Annotated in this window: 14 protein-coding genes; 10 read left to right on the top strand and 4 right to left on the bottom strand. The window is 61.7% G+C overall.

The annotated features are described in order from the left end of the window. Positions 1-229: 229 nt before the first annotated feature. Positions 230-1,402: a hypothetical protein gene (locus tag DWU98_RS14465; RefSeq protein ID WP_115496272.1), complete on the top strand. Its 1,173-nt coding sequence runs from the start codon at positions 230-232 to the stop codon at positions 1,400-1,402. A gap of 62 nt (positions 1,403-1,464) precedes the next feature. On the opposite strand, the gene DWU98_RS14460 is transcribed toward DWU98_RS14465, so the two are convergent. Then, complete coding sequence (locus DWU98_RS14460) at positions 1,465-3,489, bottom strand: sodium-translocating pyrophosphatase (RefSeq protein ID WP_115496271.1); 2,025 nt, start codon at positions 3,487-3,489, stop codon at positions 1,465-1,467. Between the two features lie 295 nt (positions 3,490-3,784). Beyond that, complete coding sequence (locus tag DWU98_RS14455; protein ID WP_115496270.1) at positions 3,785-5,056, bottom strand: 6-phosphofructokinase; 1,272 nt, start codon at positions 5,054-5,056, stop codon at positions 3,785-3,787. A 195-nt stretch (positions 5,057-5,251) separates the two neighbouring features. Here DWU98_RS14455 and DWU98_RS14450 point away from each other — a divergent pair, with 195 nt between their 5' ends. The 7 genes from DWU98_RS14450 to DWU98_RS14420 all read left to right on the top strand — a co-directional run bounded on the left by DWU98_RS14450 (position 5,252) and on the right by DWU98_RS14420 (position 12,765). Further along, positions 5,252-5,836 carry an adenylate kinase gene (locus DWU98_RS14450; protein ID WP_115496269.1) on the top strand — a complete coding sequence of 195 codons (585 nt, stop codon included), beginning with the start codon at positions 5,252-5,254 and terminating at the stop codon, positions 5,834-5,836. 165 nt (positions 5,837-6,001) lie between these two features. Next, positions 6,002-7,363: a UDP-N-acetylmuramate:L-alanyl-gamma-D-glutamyl-meso-diaminopimelate ligase gene (gene mpl, locus DWU98_RS14445; protein ID WP_115496268.1), complete on the top strand. Its 1,362-nt coding sequence runs from the start codon at positions 6,002-6,004 to the stop codon at positions 7,361-7,363. 75 nt (positions 7,364-7,438) lie between these two features. Then, positions 7,439-8,041: an LON peptidase substrate-binding domain-containing protein gene (locus tag DWU98_RS14440; RefSeq protein WP_115496267.1), complete on the top strand. Its 603-nt coding sequence runs from the start codon at positions 7,439-7,441 to the stop codon at positions 8,039-8,041. A gap of 7 nt (positions 8,042-8,048) precedes the next feature. Continuing rightward, positions 8,049-8,867, top strand: a complete 819-nt coding sequence (locus tag DWU98_RS14435) for an SDR family oxidoreductase (protein WP_115496266.1) — start codon at positions 8,049-8,051, stop codon at positions 8,865-8,867. Between the two features lie 266 nt (positions 8,868-9,133). Further along, positions 9,134-10,474: a sigma-54 dependent transcriptional regulator gene (locus DWU98_RS14430; RefSeq protein ID WP_425480232.1), complete on the top strand. Its 1,341-nt coding sequence runs from the start codon at positions 9,134-9,136 to the stop codon at positions 10,472-10,474. Positions 10,475-11,094: 620 nt separating this feature from the next. Beyond that, entirely contained in the window at positions 11,095-12,309 is a 1,215-nt protein-coding gene (locus tag DWU98_RS14425) for an acetylornithine transaminase (RefSeq protein ID WP_425480231.1), read from the top strand. Between the two features lie 36 nt (positions 12,310-12,345). Beyond that, on the top strand, positions 12,346-12,765 hold the full coding sequence (locus DWU98_RS14420) for a lactoylglutathione lyase (protein WP_115496265.1): 420 nt from the start codon (positions 12,346-12,348) through the stop codon (positions 12,763-12,765). Positions 12,766-12,804: 39 nt separating this feature from the next. Here the strand turns inward: DWU98_RS14420 and DWU98_RS14415 are convergent, their stop codons facing one another. Together DWU98_RS14415 and hemL are read right to left on the bottom strand one after the other, a co-directional pair. Then, on the bottom strand, positions 12,805-13,680 hold the full coding sequence (locus tag DWU98_RS14415; protein ID WP_115496264.1) for an ion transporter: 876 nt from the start codon (positions 13,678-13,680) through the stop codon (positions 12,805-12,807). A gap of 4 nt (positions 13,681-13,684) precedes the next feature. After that, positions 13,685-14,968 carry a glutamate-1-semialdehyde 2,1-aminomutase gene (hemL, locus tag DWU98_RS14410; protein ID WP_115496263.1) on the bottom strand — a complete coding sequence of 428 codons (1,284 nt, stop codon included), beginning with the start codon at positions 14,966-14,968 and terminating at the stop codon, positions 13,685-13,687. 218 nt (positions 14,969-15,186) lie between these two features. Here hemL and DWU98_RS14405 point away from each other — a divergent pair, with 218 nt between their 5' ends. Then, the gene (locus tag DWU98_RS14405) at positions 15,187-15,381 is read left to right on the top strand and encodes a rubredoxin (protein ID WP_115496262.1); all 195 of its coding nucleotides are present in this window, start codon (positions 15,187-15,189) and stop codon (positions 15,379-15,381) included. 102 nt (positions 15,382-15,483) lie between these two features. After that, positions 15,484-15,648: a hypothetical protein gene (locus tag DWU98_RS21985; RefSeq protein WP_158545064.1), complete on the top strand. Its 165-nt coding sequence runs from the start codon at positions 15,484-15,486 to the stop codon at positions 15,646-15,648. The last annotated feature ends 301 nt before the right edge of the window (positions 15,649-15,949 follow it).

Below are 15,949 nucleotides of genomic sequence, written 5' to 3'. Positions count from 1 at the left end.
CAGGCTGCGCCGCGCGACTTGACCAGACGGCCAGTCTGCCCAGCGTCGCGCAACACACCCTGCAAGCCTTCTGGACATCATGCCGCCCGTGCAGAATTGATCAGAGCATCCCAACTATAGCGCGGACTGGACTACCTGGTGTCGTAAAAGTGGCGCTTTTTGCAGCTAGCCGAAGCGTCCACGCTTGGCGCGGATTGAAGCGTTACAACATGAACCAAGGAGACATCCCATGCGTCGTATAACGAGCGTGATGGTGGCGGCTGTGTGCGTGTCAGGCACGCTGATTGCATCGGTGCCTGCGGCGGCGCAGGGCCGCTATCAGGTCCGCAACCTCGGGTCGCTGGGCGGTACGTCCAGCGCGGGCATCAGTATCAATAATGCCGGCTTGGTGAGCGGCTTTTCCAACTTGCTGGGCAATCAAAGCATGCATGCGGCGTTCTGGTTGAACGGTTCGGCGTTCGATCTGGGCACGCTCGGTGGTGCCAACAGCGGTATTACGTGGCCGGTGAAAAACAATTATGGCGTGCTGGTGGGTATCGCCGAAACCGCGCAGGTCGATCCGCTTGGCGAAAACTGGAGTTGTTCGGCATTTTTTCCGACCATGACAGGCCATACCTGCTTGGGATTCGTATGGCGATGGGGGCATATGCATGCGTTGCCCACGCTCGGCGGCAACAATGGTTTTGCAACAGGTGCGAACGATCTCGGACGCATCGTCGGCTGGGCGGAAAATACGGTGCACGATCCCACCTGCGACCCGACATCCACGCAAGTGCTGCAGTTCAAGCCGGTCGTGTGGGGGCCAGGTGATGATGACATCCAGGCGTTGCCATTGATCAGCGGCGACACCTCCGGTGCTGCAACGGCCATCAATGATCGCGGGCAGATCGTCGGTATTTCAGGTTTGTGCGACCAGGCGGTTGGACGCTATACAGCCATCCATGCGGTGCTGTGGCAGCACCATCAGGTGATCGATCTGGGCAATCTCGGTGTGGGTGCGTGGAATACGCCGATGGCGATCAACGAGCGTGGCGTCGTGGTCGGTTTCGCCAATGTGCCAGGTGGCGGAAGCGCAGGGAATTTCAACGCGCACGCATTTATCTGGACCGCTGCCGGCGGCATGCGTGATCTGGGTACGCTACCTGGCGACACGATCAGCGAAGCGCTGGGCATCAACGATGAAGACGTCATTGTCGGCGAGTCGTGCGGTGCCAGCGGATGCCGCGCCGTGCTCTGGCGCAACGGCAACATCGTCGATCTCAATACGCAGATTGCACGCGGTTACACCGATCAACTGGTGTATGCCAATGACATCAATGATGCGGGCCAGATCACCGGGCAATCGATGAACGCGACTACAGGTGTCAGTTCGACATTTCTGGCTGTGCCCGGCCGGTTCTAGTCAGACGCTTGCGCGGCAAGCTCGAACCCGGCGTGACGCCACCGGGTTCGAGGCCTTTGTGCTTACAGCAGCGGAATCAGCAACAACGCAACGATGTTGATGATCTTGATCAGCGGATTGACGGCGGGGCCGGCGGTGTCCTTGTAAGGATCGCCGACGGTATCGCCGGTAACGGCTGCTTTGTGCGCATCCGAGCCCTTGCCGCCGAAGTTGCCGTCCTCGATGTATTTCTTCGCGTTATCCCATGCGCCACCGCCGGTAGTCATCGAGATGGCGACGAACAAGCCGGTGACGATGGTGCCGATCAGCATGCCACCCAGCGCGACCGGGCCAAGCACGAAGCCGACGAGGATCGGCACCAACACCGGCAGCAGCGAAGGGATCAGCATTTCGTTGATCGCCGATTTGGTCAGCAGGTCCACCGCGCGCGAGTAATCGGGCTTGGTCGTGCCTTCCATGATGCCGGCGATCTCGCGGAACTGGCGACGCACTTCTTCCACTACGGCACCCGCGGCACGGCCCACCGCTTCCATCGCCATCGCGCCGAACAGATACGGAATCATGCCGCCGATCAAGAGGCCGACGATCACGCGGTGATCGGAAAGATCGAATGCGAACACCGTGCCGGCATGTTCCAGCGACAAGCGATGCGTGTAGTCGGCGAACAGCACCAGCGCGGCAAGGCCGGCCGAGCCGATCGCATAACCCTTGGTGACGGCCTTGGTGGTGTTGCCGACGGCGTCGAGCGGATCGGTCACACCGCGCACCTCCGGCGGCAGCTCGGCCATTTCGGCGATGCCGCCAGCGTTGTCGGTGATCGGGCCGTAAGCATCGAGTGCGACCACCATGCCGGTCATCGACAACATCGCCGTGGCTGCAACCGCGATACCGTACAGGCCGGCCAATGCGTACGCGCCCCAGATCGCCGCGCATACGGCGAGCACTGGCAGTGCCGTCGATTTCATCGATACGCCCAGGCCGGCGATGATGTTGGTGGCGTGGCCGGTGGTGGAGGATTTCGCCACATGGCGCACGGGGCCGTATTCGGTCGCGGTGTAGTACTCGGTGATCACCACGATCACGCCCGTCAGCACCAGCCCTATCAGCGCACTGCCGTATAGGCCCGTGACGCCCAGTGTCGCATCGGCCATCAAGCTCTTGGTGATCGGCCAGAACGCGATGGCCGCCAGAATCGCGGAAATAAACACGCCCATGTACAGCGCATTCATGATCTTCCCGCCACGTGCGCGCACGAAGAAGGTGCCGATGACCGAAGCGATGATCGATGCACCGCCCAGCATCAGTGGGTACAGCACCGCATTCACGCCCGCCTGCTCGCCGACCACGCCGCCGAGCAGCATGCTGGCGATCAGCGTCACCGCGTAGGTTTCGAACAGGTCCGCGGCCATGCCGGCGCAGTCGCCCACGTTGTCGCCCACGTTGTCGGCGATCACCGCAGGATTGCGCGGATCATCTTCGGGAATGCCGGCTTCCACTTTGCCGACCAGGTCGGCGCCCACGTCGGCACCCTTGGTGAAAATGCCGCCGCCAAGGCGCGCGAAGATCGAGATCAATGAGGAACCGAAGGCCAGGCCGATCATCGCATGCAGTGCGTGAGCGGTGTCGTAGCCCATGTGCGTCAGCGCCGCGTAGTAACCGGCCACACCGAGCAGGGCCAGGCCCACCACCAGCATGCCGGTGATCGCACCACCCCGGAACGCCACATTGAGCGCGGAAGCCAGCCCGTGGCGTGCCGCTTCGGCCGTACGCACGTTGGCACGCACCGAGACGTTCATGCCGATATAGCCGGTGGCGCCGGACAATATCGCGCCGATGGCGAAGCCAATGGCCGTGCCCCAGCCCAGGGCGAACCCGATGATCACCAGCAGCACCACGCCCACGAGCGCGATCGTGCGGTACTGGCGGTTGAGGTAGGCGCGTGCGCCTTCCTGGATAGCCGAGGCAATCTCCTGCATGCGCTGGTTGCCCGGCGATTTCGCCAGAATCCAGCGTACGGAAACCGCCCCGTACAAAATCGCCACGACCGCGCAAGCCAACGCGATCCACAAGCCATACTGCTGCAGCATCGGTGCCTCCCCTCAAGTTGTGTCGACCGCCCGAAATGGAGCGGCTTGGTCGAGTATAGGCAGAGCTTGTGTGATGAAACGTTGTGCGATGCCGCAGCAGTCGGATACGTTTTGCGGTTCGCCATGGCGCGAATTGCCATGACTCTGCGCCCTCCCCTACGTGTAGTAGGGAGGGGAGGGCTGGGGTGGGGTGAAGCAATCTAGCGTTGAAGGTGTATACAACCGCAAGCTCGCGCAACCCCACCCCAGGCCCCTGCAATGCAGGGGAGGGAGTTGTGCATGGCAAGCAGAAAAGTCAGTGCGCGAAGTCAGGTAACTTTTTCGCCACCTTCGCATTTTTCAACTGCACGTACTTGGGCAAACCCTCGCGCCCATAGGGGGGCGGCATTTCGCCGCGGATCAGCGGCGACAGATAACGGCGTGCGGCGGGCGTGATGCCGAAGCCGTCGCGCGTGAGGAAGCTCGCCGGCATCTTCTTCTCGTGATTGGCGATCTTTTCCAGCGAGGCGGGCTCCAGCTTCCAGCGATAGGGCGCATCGGAGGTGCGCACGATCACCGGCATCACCGCGTTCATGCCTGCGAGTGCGTAATCCACCGCCGCCTTGCCGACGGCGTAGGCCTGCTCGGCATCGGTTTTTGATGCCATGTGGCGCGCCGAACGTTGCAGATAATCCGGCAACGCCCAGTGGTATTTGTAGCCGAGCTTCTCTTTGACCAGCGCGGCCAGCACCGGCGCCACGCCGCCGAGTTGCGCGTGCCCGAACGCGTCGCGCGTGCCGGCTTCGGCGAGAAACTGGCCTTCGGCATTCTTGATGCCTTCGGACGCGACCACCGTGCACCAGCCCACGCGCTCCACGGTGGCTTTCACCTTGGCCAGAAACGCCGCTTCATCGAACACGCGCTCGGGGAACAGGATGATGTGCGGCGGCGCGTCCGCGCCTTCGCCCGCCAGGCCTGACGCGGCGGCGATCCAGCCGGCGTGGCGGCCCATCACTTCCAGGATGAACACCTTGGTGGAGGTGTCCGCCATGGAGGCCACATCCAGGCTCGCCTCCAGCGTGGACACCGCCGTGTACTTCGCTACCGAACCGAAACCGGGACAGCAATCGGTGACCGCCAGGTCGTTATCCACCGTCTTGGGCACGCCGATGCAGCGGATGTCGTAATCCATCGCCTTGCCCAGTTGCGAGATTTTGAGCGCGGTGTCCGCTGAATCGTTGCCGCCGTTGTAGAGGAACCAGCGGATGTCGTGCGCACGGAATACATCGATCAGGCGCTCATATTCGGCACGGTTGGCCTCCAGCGATTTGAGCTTGTACCGGCAGGACCCGAACGCACCGCCCGGCGTATGTCTGAGCGCCGCGATGGCCGCCGCGGTTTCCTTGCTGGTGTCGATCAACTCCTCGCGCAGGGCGCCCAGGATGCCGTTGTGCGCGGCATAGACCGGAACGCGATGCGCACGCGCCGTCTGGATCACCCCCGCGGCGGTGGCATTGATCACGGCGGTGACGCCGCCGGATTGGGCGTACAGAAGGCGGCCAATGGCGGAATGGGCTTTGGACTTCATGGGCACTCTCCGAAAAGTGTGTGATGGGGGACTTCCGTCACAGATCACATATATATATCAGCCACTTGGCGTGAAATCGGAGAATGCGCGGTTTGACGCCACCCCCCGCAGACGCTACCTTGACCGGCATTCGTCTAAGGAATCCTAGGGTATCTGTCGCAGTGTGCGGCAGAACCTAAGACCTTGTGGAGTTTTATGCGACTTGTCCTCCTTGGTGCGCCCGGCTCGGGCAAGGGTACGCAGGCGGCCCGGCTGAAGGCCGAACTGGGCGTGCCGCACATCTCGACCGGCGACATGCTGCGCGCGGCGGTGAAGGCAGGCACGCCGCTGGGCGTAAAAGCCAAGGCGGTGATGGATGCCGGCCAACTTGTTTCTGACGACATTCTGCTGGGCATGCTGGAAGAGCGTCTGGCGGAAGCCGACACGCGCTCGGGCTTCATCCTCGACGGCTACCCGCGCAACCTCGCGCAGGCCGATGCGCTGGATCATCTGCTCACCAAGATCGGGCAGCCGCTGGATGCCGTAGTCAAGCTGGACGTGCCCAGCGAAGTGATCATCAAGCGCTGCGAAATCCGCTTCGCCGCCGAACACCGCAAGGACGACGATCCAGTCGTAGTGCGCGATCGCCTGAAGGTCTATGCCGAGCAGACCGCGCCGGTGGCCGATTTCTATGCGCGCCGCGGCAAGCTGCAGGTGGTCGATGGCGTCGGCGAACTCGATGACGTCACCGCGCGCGTCAAGCGTGCGCTGGGGAACGAAACCGCCACCGCGAACGGTTGAGCCGGTTGTGTCTGCCCGCGGTGACAGGCTGCACGTTCGCCAGGATGTTCGCTTTTTCCTGCACGTCATGCTCGCGAAAGCGGGAATGACGGCAAGGTAAGCCACAGCGCCGTGATAGCTTTGGAACATCCGTGCTCCTCCTGTAAAGCCTGAAACGACACTCGCATGCGTCTGCACATCCTTGGTATCTGCGGCACCTTCATGGGCGGCGTCGCCGCTTTGGCGCGCGAACTCGGCGAAACGGTGGAAGGCTCCGACGCCAACGTTTATCCGCCCATGAGCACACAGCTCCAGGCGCTCGGCATCGAGCTGATGGAAGGCTACAAGGCTCAATACCTCAAGCCCGCGCCGGATCTGGTCGTCGTCGGCAATGCCATGACGCGCGGCAATCCGGCCGTCGAATACATGCTCTACGAACGGTTGCGCTACGTCTCCGGCCCGCAGTGGCTGGGCGAGCGACTGTTGGCGGAGCGCGAGGTGCTGGCGGTGGCCGGTACGCACGGCAAAACCACGACCAGCAGCCTGCTGGCGCATCTGCTCGACAGCGTGGGGCTCGAGCCTGGCTTTTTGATCGGCGGCGTGCCGGGCAACTTCGGTATCTCCGCGCGATTGGGACAGGGCAAGCACTTTGTCATCGAGGCGGATGAATACGACAGCGCCTTTTTCGACAAGCGCTCCAAATTCGTGCACTACCGTCCACGCGTCGCGATTCTCAACAATCTCGAATACGACCACGCCGATATCTTCCCCGACGTCGCTGCGATCCAGCGTCAATTCCATCACCTTGTACGCACCGTGCCCGGCAACGGCAAACTGATCGTCAACGCGCACGATGCGTATCTTGCTGACGTGCTGGCGATGGGGTGCTGGACACCGGTGGAAACATTCGGCATCGGCAAGGGCGATTGGCAGGGTGCGCTGATCGCTGCGGATGGCTCGCAGTTCTCGGTGAGCTACAAGGGCAATACCATTGGCGACGTGCATTGGTCGCTGCTGGGCGATCACAGCGTCATGAATGCGCTGGCCGCGCTCGCAGCGGCTGCCGCAGCCGGTGCGGACCCGCGTGGATTGCTCGCGGCATTCAGTACGTTCCGCAGCGTCAAGCGCCGCATGGAAGTCGTGGGTGAAGTCGACGGTGTGCGTATCTACGACGACTTCGCTCATCATCCCACCGCCATCGCCACCACGCTGGCCGGCTTGCGCGCAAAGGTAGGCAAGGCGCGCATTCTCGTCGCGCTGGAGCCGCGCTCCAATTCCATGCGCTTGGGTGCCCACGCCGAGGCGCTTGCACCGTCGTTGGCCGATGCGGACGCCGTCGTATTCCTGCATCGTCCCGAACTGCCGTGGGATGCCTCACGTGTGATCGATGCCCTGCATGGTCGCGCCAGTACCGCACCTTCTGTCGATGCCTTGCTGGCTGCGCTGAAATCGCAGGTGCGCTCCGGCGACCATGTGATATTCATGTCCAACGGCGGCTTCGAAAATGCGCCGCGCCGGTTCGCCACCGCGCTCAGCCAACCGGCTTAAATAGCGGTGATGTGAACTCTCACGCTGCCAGACCCCTGTCACACGATCGCGCCTGACAGGCTTTAAAATGCCTTGATGGCTGCTCAACCTCCCTTCGCCGAAGTGCCTCTGTTTCCGCTCGGTACCGTGCTTTACCCGGGCGGGCAGCTTCAACTTCGCATCTTCGAGCCGCGTTACCTCGATCTGGTGCGCGAATGCACGCGCACCGGCTCGGCATTCGGGGTCTGCCTCATTCTGGAAGGTTCCGAAGTGGGTGTGCCGGCGCGGCCCGCGGCGATCGGCACCTTGGCGCACATTGTCGATTTCACGCATCGCGAGGATGGTTTGCTCGGCATCGTTGCCGAAGGTGGCGACCGCTTTCGTGTCTTGCGCACGCGTGCGCGTTCGGATGGCTTGTTGCGCGGCGATGTACAACAGTGGCCCGAGGAAACGCCGCAGGAAGTGCCGGTGGAATTCGCGCTGCTGCAGACCATTCTTGAACGTTTGATTGAAACGATGGGCCCGCAATGGCGCCACGCGCCGAAATCGTCCTTCGACGACGCCGGCTGGGTGGGCTTCCGTCTGGCTGAATTGCTGCCCCTGGCGCGCGATGAGCAACAGCAATTGCTTGAAATGACCGATCCATTGCAGCGCCTGACCGTCTTGCGCGATATCCTGCCGCGCTTCCAAAAAGCGTGAGGACGCTATGCCCAATCTGGCTGGAAAAACGCTGTTCATCACGGGTGCCTCGCGCGGTATTGGCCTGGCCATCGCTCTGCGCGCTGCGCGTGATGGCGCCAACATCGTCATCGCTGCCAAGAGCGGCGTGCCTAATCCAAAGTTGCCCGGCACCATTCACACGGCGGCGGCCGAGGTGGAAGCGGCGGGCGGCAAAGCACTCGCCCTGAAGGTCGACATACGCGAAGAAGACCAGGTGCACGCCGCGGTGGCGCAAGCGGTGGAACGTTTCGGCGGCATCGACATCGTGGTCAACAATGCAAGCGCCATTTGGTTGGCCGGCACGGAGGACACGCCGATGAAGCGCTTCGACCTGATGCATCAGGTGAATACGCGCGGCACCTTCATGGTGACGCAAGCGTGTCTGCCGTATTTGAAAAAGGCCAGCAATCCGCACGTGTTGATGCTTTCGCCGCCGCCGAATCTCGATCCGAAATGGTTCGCGCCACACACCGCCTACACCATCGCCAAATATGGCATGAGTTTGTGCGTGTTGGGCATGAGCGCGGAGCTGGCGCCGCTCGGTATCGCGGTGAACGCACTGTGGCCACGTACGGTTATTGCCACGGCAGCTATCGCGATGATCGATGGCGTGAAGCCGGAGCACTGCCGACGGCCGGAGATCGTCGCCGATGCAGCGCACGCGCTGCTGATTCAACCGGCGCGCGATTGCACCGGTCGCTTCGCCATCGACGAGGACGTCCTGCGCGAAGCGGGCATACGCGATTTCGACACCTACGCCTATAAGCTTGGCGCCCCGCTGCTGCCCGACCTTTTTCTAAACTGATGCGTTTAGTAACGTCGCGGGGGGGAACTGTCATCAGGTCGCCGTCGTTCGATGGCTAGAATGTACGCACCAGCCGTGCCGCATTACTGAACTGGAGAGCCGCTAGTTGTTTGCTTAAAAAGTGACCACCCATGGGGAATCGGGTGTATATTTCGTGAACTGCACCACATTTTTAGGGTGCATGCTGAACGCGCGCAGGGGTAAAGGGCCTGCTAGGGGATGTGGCAGGGATCGCGCGTCAGCCGTCCTGGAGGGAGGGCATAGCGATGATGACCGACACGTCGATCCGTTGCGTAGTGTGGTTCGGGGAGCCCACGAGTATCGAAAGAACTCGTCTGGCGCAGGCAGGCTGGCATACGCGCGTTGCCGATGCGAGTGCATCAGGAGGCGGCGTTGGCATCCGGCGAGGCGACACCGTCGTTGCGATGGCGGACGTGCGCAAGGCCGACATGGAGACCTTGCTCAGCATCGCCAGGCTGATGGCTGATCATCCGCGTATTCCCTGGCTCGCCTTGCTGTCGTCCGACACGCCCGTGCAGGCACCGGAAGTGGAGCGTGTGCTGCGCGCGAGCATCGACTTCTTCACCGCGCCGATCGATTTGCAGCGGCTCATTGAAACACTCGGCACGCTTGCCGGCAATGCGCCGCCACCGATAGTGCATGCCGATGTGCCGGGCATTACCGGCAACAGCCCGGCGATGATGGCGGTGGTGGCGAGTTTGCGCAAATACGCACCGGTCGATCTGCCGGTGTTGATCACTGGCGAAACCGGTACCGGCAAGGAAGTTGCAGCCCGTGCGCTGCATACACTCTCGCCGCGTCGAAATCATCCTTTTGCGGCCATCAACTGCGGTGCGTTGCCGGCCAATCTGGTGCAGTCTGAATTGTTCGGTCATGAGCGCGGTTCATTCACCGGTGCCAATGCGCGTCGCGTGGGTCATTTCGAAGCGGCCGCCGGCGGAACCGTTTTTCTGGATGAAGTGGGCGACCTGCCGCCGGACGCGCAGATCAGCCTGCTGCGATTGCTGCAGGAGGGCACGCTGGAGCGCGTGGGTTCCACGCAGTCGATCAAGCTCGATGTGCGGGTGCTGGCCGCCACGCATGTGGATCTGGAAAAAGCCGTCGCGCAGGGTCGTTTCCGCGAAGATTTGTATTATCGCCTGAACGTTCTTCGTTTACGCATGCCCGGTCTGCGCGAGCGCGCCGATGACGTGTTGCAGCTTGCACAAATTTTCCTGGACAGCTTCCGCAAGCAGCACGATAGCCATGCACGAACGTTCAGCGCGCTGGCACGTAAGGCACTGAAGGATTTTGCGTGGCCGGGCAATGTGCGCGAGCTGCTCAATCGCGTCCAGCGTGCGGCCGTGGTAGCGGAAGGCGCGCAGATCAGCGTGGCGGATCTGGATCTGGAAGATGTGATTGCGCCGCGCGCAGGTCATTCCAGCCTTGGCTTGATGCGCACCTCGGCCGAGCGCGATGCTGTCATGGCGTGCCTGCGCGAATCGCGCTTCAACATCAGCGAGTGTGCGCGGCGCTTGAAGGTGTCGCGCGTCACTATCTATCGTTTGTGCAAGAAGCACCAGTTGGTGCTGGAAGATTTGCATTGAACTGAGCCTTGTCGCTCATCCATCGCCCCGGCTTTCGCCCGGGGCGAGGAGTGATCGGGTACCGCCGCGCTCAGAACACGTATGGCAGTTTCAACGCCGGGGTGAAATACGGCGCATCCGGCGTTATGCCCATGCTCAGCGATGGACGCACGACGTTCGCAGATCGCCCGTGCTCGGCTGCTTGCAAAGGGAAGACCCCCGGCCCGCAGGGGACGGGCCGGGGGCTTCCACATGGTGCCCGGCGGCATGTCGCCGGGTTACCGCCCTCATTGCCGTCGTCATGACGGCGCATTTAAATAGAGGGCAAGTACCGTGCCATGGCTAAAAACGCAGGAAAATGAGGGTCTAAGCGTGATTTCAGGAAGGGGGCGGGCGGTTCGCCTGTCACAGACTGTTACAGCGGGCGAGGTGCGCATCTCCCGCCGAGCGGCGTCCTGACGCGCTTTTCAGCAGGTGTAACGGATCTGATACACCACGCGATGCAATAAACAACGCTAGCGTATGTTGGCATGGTGGCTCTTGCTGGCTAGGATGCGTCTTCCCCTGCTTTTTCGCGTCGCCGCCGATGACATGGCTTTGGGCCGTGCCAGAAGCTATTGCATGTATTGGAGGATTTTTCGGTGTCATCTCTCGTCGATCTCGGCAAGCGTTACTGGTTACCCGTCTACAAGCCGCGCGAGCTGGTGCTCGATCGAGGCAAGGGCGCGCGCGTGTGGGATACCGAGCAGCGTGATTACATCGATTTCGGCGCAGGCATTGCGGTGAACGCGCTTGGTCATCAGGATCCGGACCTGCTCGCCGCGTTGATCGCCCAGGCGCACAAGCTCTGGCACAGCAGCAATGTGTTCTATACCGAGCCGCCGTTGCATCTGGCGCAAGAACTGGTGGAAGCCTCTGGCTTTGCCGAGCGGGTATTCCTGTGCAATTCGGGCGCCGAAGCAAACGAGGCGGCGATCAAGCTGGTGCGCAAGTGGGCCGCGGCGCAGGGTCGGCCGCCGGAGCGGCGCGTGATGATTACCTTCCGCGGCTCTTTCCACGGTCGTACGCTGGCGACGGTAACGGCGACCGCGCAGCCGAAATACCAGGAAGGTTACGAGCCACTTCCAGGCGGCTTTCGCTATCTGGAATTCAATGACATCGCAGCGGTTGAGAACGCCTTCGCGACGGGCGATATCGTCGCGGTGATGCTGGAGCCCGTGCAGGGCGAAGGCGGCGTGTTGCCAGCGGCGCCGGGCTTTCTCAAGCGCGTGCGTGAGCTATGCGATGCACATGGGGCCTTGCTGGTGCTTGATGAAATCCAATGCGGCATGGGTCGCACCGGCACGCTGTTCGCGCACACGCACGATGCGGTGACGCCGGATATCGTGACTCTGGCCAAGGCACTGGGTTGCGGTTTTCCGATCGGCGCGATGCTGGCTGGGCCCAAGGTTGCGCAAATCATGCAGTTTGGTGCGCACGGCACGACCTTCGGTGGAAATCCCATGGCCGCAGCCGTGGCGCGCGTTGCGCTGCGTAAGCTGTCGTCACCGGAATTGTTGGCCAATGTGCAGCGGCAATCCATGGCGCTGCAGGAGGCGCTCACCTCGATTGGCTCGGAACTGGGTGTGTTTGCCCAGGTGCGCGGGCGTGGACTGATGCTGGGTGCGGTACTGGCCGAACCGTATTGCGGGAAGGCGGGTGAAATACTCAATGTAGCGGCCGCGCATGGCCTGCTGGTGTTGCAGGCAGGGCCGGATGTATTGCGCTTCGTGCCACCGTTGAATATTACCGATGAGGAGCTGTCCGACGGTTTGTCGCGCTTGCGTGTCGCGCTGCGCACATTCGTGGCGCGATAATGCGCGCCGATTCGTAACGCATCAGGAAGTAGGACGATGAAATACTTGCACAGCATGGTCCGCGTGCGCGATCTCGATGCTTCGCTTCGCTTTTACTGCGAAGGGCTTGGTTTGAAACAGGTGCGCCGCATGGATGTGCCCGAAGGCAAATACACGCTGGTTTATCTTGCCGCGCCGGATAGCCCGGAAGCGGAGGTTGAGCTCACGCATAACTGGGGCTCGCAAGAGGATTACGGTTCGGCCCGCAACTTCGGCCATCTCGCGTTCCGCGTGCAAGACATTTACGCCACGTGTGAACATTTGCAGTCGATGGGGTACACCATCAACCGACCGCCGCGCGACGGCCACATGGCCTTTGTGCGTTCGCCGGATCTCGTTTCCATCGAATTGCTGCAAGACGGACATCTCCCGCCGTGCGAACCATGGGTGTCGATGCCCAACACGGGACGTTGGTAATATCAGGCGCACAACGGTAAGCGCGATGACTCACAACCTCTACGCTTGCCGTTGCGCTTCCCCGGCTTTATGCAGTGGTGTGCCGCAGATACGGCAATAACTCGCGTCCCCTTCATGATCTGCCTGTCCGCACTGCGCGCACGGCAGATAGTTGCGGCGCGCACGCATGCCGGCGGCCAGTTCTGCAGTAAAGATACCGGTGGGTACGGCAATGATGCTGTAGCCAATCAGGATGATCAGCGATGTGATCAGCTTGCCCAGCGTTGTCTTGGGTGTGATGTCGCCGAAGCCGACCGTGGTCATCGTGACGATCGCCCAATACATCGATGTAGGGATCGACGTGAACCCGTCCTGAGGCCCTTCAATGAGATACATCAGGGCACCAAAGATAAGTACCAGCGTGAGAATGGTGCTGAAAAAAATCAGCACCTTGCGCCGCGCGCGAACCAGTGTGATCCACAATAGATCGGCTTCGCCGACATAGCGCGTGAGCTTGAGAATGCGGAAGATCCGCAAAATACGTAGGGCGCGCACGACCAGCAGATACTGACTGCCTACGGCCACCAGGCTGATCCACGTAGGCAAAACGGCAAGCAGGTCAACGATGCCGAAAAAGCTGCACACGTAGCGCCATGGCCGATCGACCACCAGAATGCGCATCGCGTATTCAAGCGTGAAGACCAACGTGAATGTCCACTCCAGCGCATAGAACAAGGCACTGTAGCGTGCGTGTACCTGTGCGACCGTATCGAACACGGCCACGGCAATGCTGCCCAGGATGGCGACAATCACCAGCACATCGAAGCGGCGCCCTGCCGCGTCGTCGTGTTCGAAGATGATATGGAACCAACGCGCCCGCCAGCCCGCTTTCGTTGCGGGGCCGAATGCATCCGCGGAGGATGTGCGGGCGTGCATGCCGTTACACCATGCGTGCCTCGCGCAGGGCGGCGCGCGCGGCGTCCAACGTTGCCGCAATGTCCTCGTCGCTGTGCGCGGAGGAAAGAAACCCTGCTTCGAACGCGCTAGGCGCAAGAAACACGCCGCGCTCGAGCATGCCGTGGAAAAAGCGATTGAACATCGCCGTATCCGCAGCGGTTGCGTGGGCGTAGCTGCTCACTTTCTCGTGCGTGAAGAAAAGCCCGAACATGCCACCCACCCGGTTAGTGCTGAAAGGAACACCTTCACCGTCGGCCACTGCTTGCAACCCATCTGTCAGCAGGCGTGTGCGTGCGGCCAATGCGTCATGAAAGCCCGGCGCCTGCACCAGCTCCAGCATGGCCAGTCCGGCAGCCATGGCGACCGGATTTCCGCTCAGGGTGCCAGCTTGGTAGATCGGGCCGGCCGGTGCAATCTGTTCCATCAGCTCTCGGCGTCCGCCGTAGGAACCCACCGGCATGCCGCCGCCGATGATCTTGCCGAAGGTGGTGAGATCGGGCGTTACGCCATAGAACGCCTGCGCGCCGCCAAGTGCAACCCGAAAACCGGTCATCACCTCATCGAAAATCAACAGCGTGCCATGGCGCGTGCAGAGGTCGCGCAAGCCTTGTAGGTAGCCTTCCTGTGGCGGAATACAGTTCATGTTGCCGGCGACGGGTTCGATGATCAGGCCCGCGATATCGTCGCCGTGTTCGGCGAACAGGGCTTGAGCAGCGTGGAGATCGTTATAAGGCAGTGTCAGTGTGAGGTCGGCGTTTGCCTTGGGCACGCCAGGTGATGTCGGAACGCCAAACGTCAACGCGCCCGAACCGGCCTTCACCAGAAAACTGTCACCATGGCCGTGATAGCAGCCCTCGAATTTCACGATCTTGCTGCGCCCCGTAGCGCCACGGGCAAGTCGAATGGCGGACATAGTGGCTTCCGTGCCGGAGTTGACCATGCGCACCATTTCAACTGAGGGCACCAGGCGTGTGATCATCTGGGCCATGGTGACTTCAGCGGCGCAGGGGGTGCCGAAGGAGAGGCCGTCGCGTACGGCGCGTTCAACGGCTTCACGCACTGCCGGATGGTTATGTCCCACGATCATCGGCCCCCAGGATCCGACGTAGTCGATGTAACGCTTGCCTTCCACGTCCCAGAGATAGGCCCCCTCCGCGCGCGCGGTGAAGAAGGGCTCGCCGCCAACGGACTTGAATGCCCGCACCGGAGAATTTACGCCGCCGGGCATGAGCGTCAGTGCGCGCTGGAAAAGATCGTGATTGGTCATGGATGACAACTCGATAAGGTATGGCAACGATCAGGATCGGCCGTGGGGCGTGCGATCGGGGGAGAAGCACCATTGTCGGGGCGATGTCGTGTTATCGCCAGTCACTCGAATTTGCCTCGAAGCGCGCGCATGGCTCAAAGACCCGCGCGGCCGCTTTCCCATCGGCAGAGGAGTTGCGAGAATACGCTATTCACTCTGACTGATCTGGCGATGTATCTATGAACCAAACGTCCACCGACACCACCCTGCGCAAATGGATGTGCGTGGTTTGCGGCTTTATCTATGACGAGGCCCAGGGGTTGCCGGAAGAGGGCATCGAGCCTGGCACACGCTGGGAAGACGTGCCCGATGCCTGGACGTGCCCGGACTGCGGCGCGACCAAAAGTGACTTCGAAATGATCGAAGTCGACTGATTCGCCCCGCGCTGCCTGCAAATCGCCCGATTTCGCCAGCGCCCCGGCTTTTCTCTTTGCTTGAATGTTCCTCGCGCGAATCCCTATCCCCGAGGAACGGCCATGCAGCAATTCATTCCCTTTGAAGACGACTGGGATGCACTCGAAAAACTGCATCCCGAGGCGCTGATCCCGTATCGCGTAGGGTTCGTCCCTATGCATGAGGCCGGGCAACCCCAGGCCGATACCGCCAAGACGCCGGGATGCGCGCCGGTCCAGGCGGTCTGACCTCTTCTGGATTGCCTTGCTGAGTGACTGGGCGCCCGTGTGGCGCCCATCAAGGTCACACACACCCTCCTGTCCGCGAATTTTTCGCGCAGAATGCGTTTTCGCCCCTTCACAGGGCCGCCTGCCGGCGCTATGATTCCACCCCCTTCGACGAGACAGTCCTTCTCGAAGGTCCCCTTAAAACGTCGCCAACCTCTTCGATTTTGGGTGTTGACGGACCAACAAAGGGATGTAGAATGGGCGGCTCACCCGGGACGAAATGCTTCGGGGCAATCTTGAAAAGAAGGTTGCAAGTGATTGA

It is taken from the genome of Dyella monticola, from assembly GCF_003363155.1.
Taxonomy (GTDB): Bacteria; Pseudomonadota; Gammaproteobacteria; order Xanthomonadales; family Rhodanobacteraceae; genus Dyella_B; species Dyella_B monticola.
Note: the sequence above shows the minus strand (reverse complement) of the source record. Positions and strands in the feature narration are given on the sequence as shown.

Excerpts from the sequence above, each read along its gene's own strand:
- DWU98_RS14465 (WP_115496272.1), top strand. The coding sequence starts at position 230 with ATGCGTCGTATAACGAGCGTGATGGTGGCGGCTGTGTGCGTGTCAGGC.
- DWU98_RS14460 (WP_115496271.1), bottom strand. The coding sequence starts at position 3,489 with ATGCTGCAGCAGTATGGCTTGTGGATCGCGTTGGCTTGCGCGGTCGTG.
- DWU98_RS14455 (WP_115496270.1), bottom strand. The coding sequence starts at position 5,056 with ATGAAGTCCAAAGCCCATTCCGCCATTGGCCGCCTTCTGTACGCCCAA.
- DWU98_RS14450 (WP_115496269.1), top strand. The coding sequence starts at position 5,252 with ATGCGACTTGTCCTCCTTGGTGCGCCCGGCTCGGGCAAGGGTACGCAG.
- mpl (WP_115496268.1), top strand. The coding sequence starts at position 6,002 with ATGCGTCTGCACATCCTTGGTATCTGCGGCACCTTCATGGGCGGCGTC.
- DWU98_RS14440 (WP_115496267.1), top strand. The coding sequence starts at position 7,439 with ATGGCTGCTCAACCTCCCTTCGCCGAAGTGCCTCTGTTTCCGCTCGGT.
- DWU98_RS14435 (WP_115496266.1), top strand. The coding sequence starts at position 8,049 with ATGCCCAATCTGGCTGGAAAAACGCTGTTCATCACGGGTGCCTCGCGC.
- DWU98_RS14430 (WP_425480232.1), top strand. The coding sequence starts at position 9,134 with ATGATGACCGACACGTCGATCCGTTGCGTAGTGTGGTTCGGGGAGCCC.
- DWU98_RS14420 (WP_115496265.1), top strand. The coding sequence starts at position 12,346 with ATGAAATACTTGCACAGCATGGTCCGCGTGCGCGATCTCGATGCTTCG.
- DWU98_RS14415 (WP_115496264.1), bottom strand. The coding sequence starts at position 13,680 with ATGCACGCCCGCACATCCTCCGCGGATGCATTCGGCCCCGCAACGAAA.
- hemL (WP_115496263.1), bottom strand. The coding sequence starts at position 14,968 with ATGACCAATCACGATCTTTTCCAGCGCGCACTGACGCTCATGCCCGGC.
- DWU98_RS14405 (WP_115496262.1), top strand. The coding sequence starts at position 15,187 with ATGAACCAAACGTCCACCGACACCACCCTGCGCAAATGGATGTGCGTG.
- DWU98_RS21985 (WP_158545064.1), top strand. The coding sequence starts at position 15,484 with ATGCAGCAATTCATTCCCTTTGAAGACGACTGGGATGCACTCGAAAAA.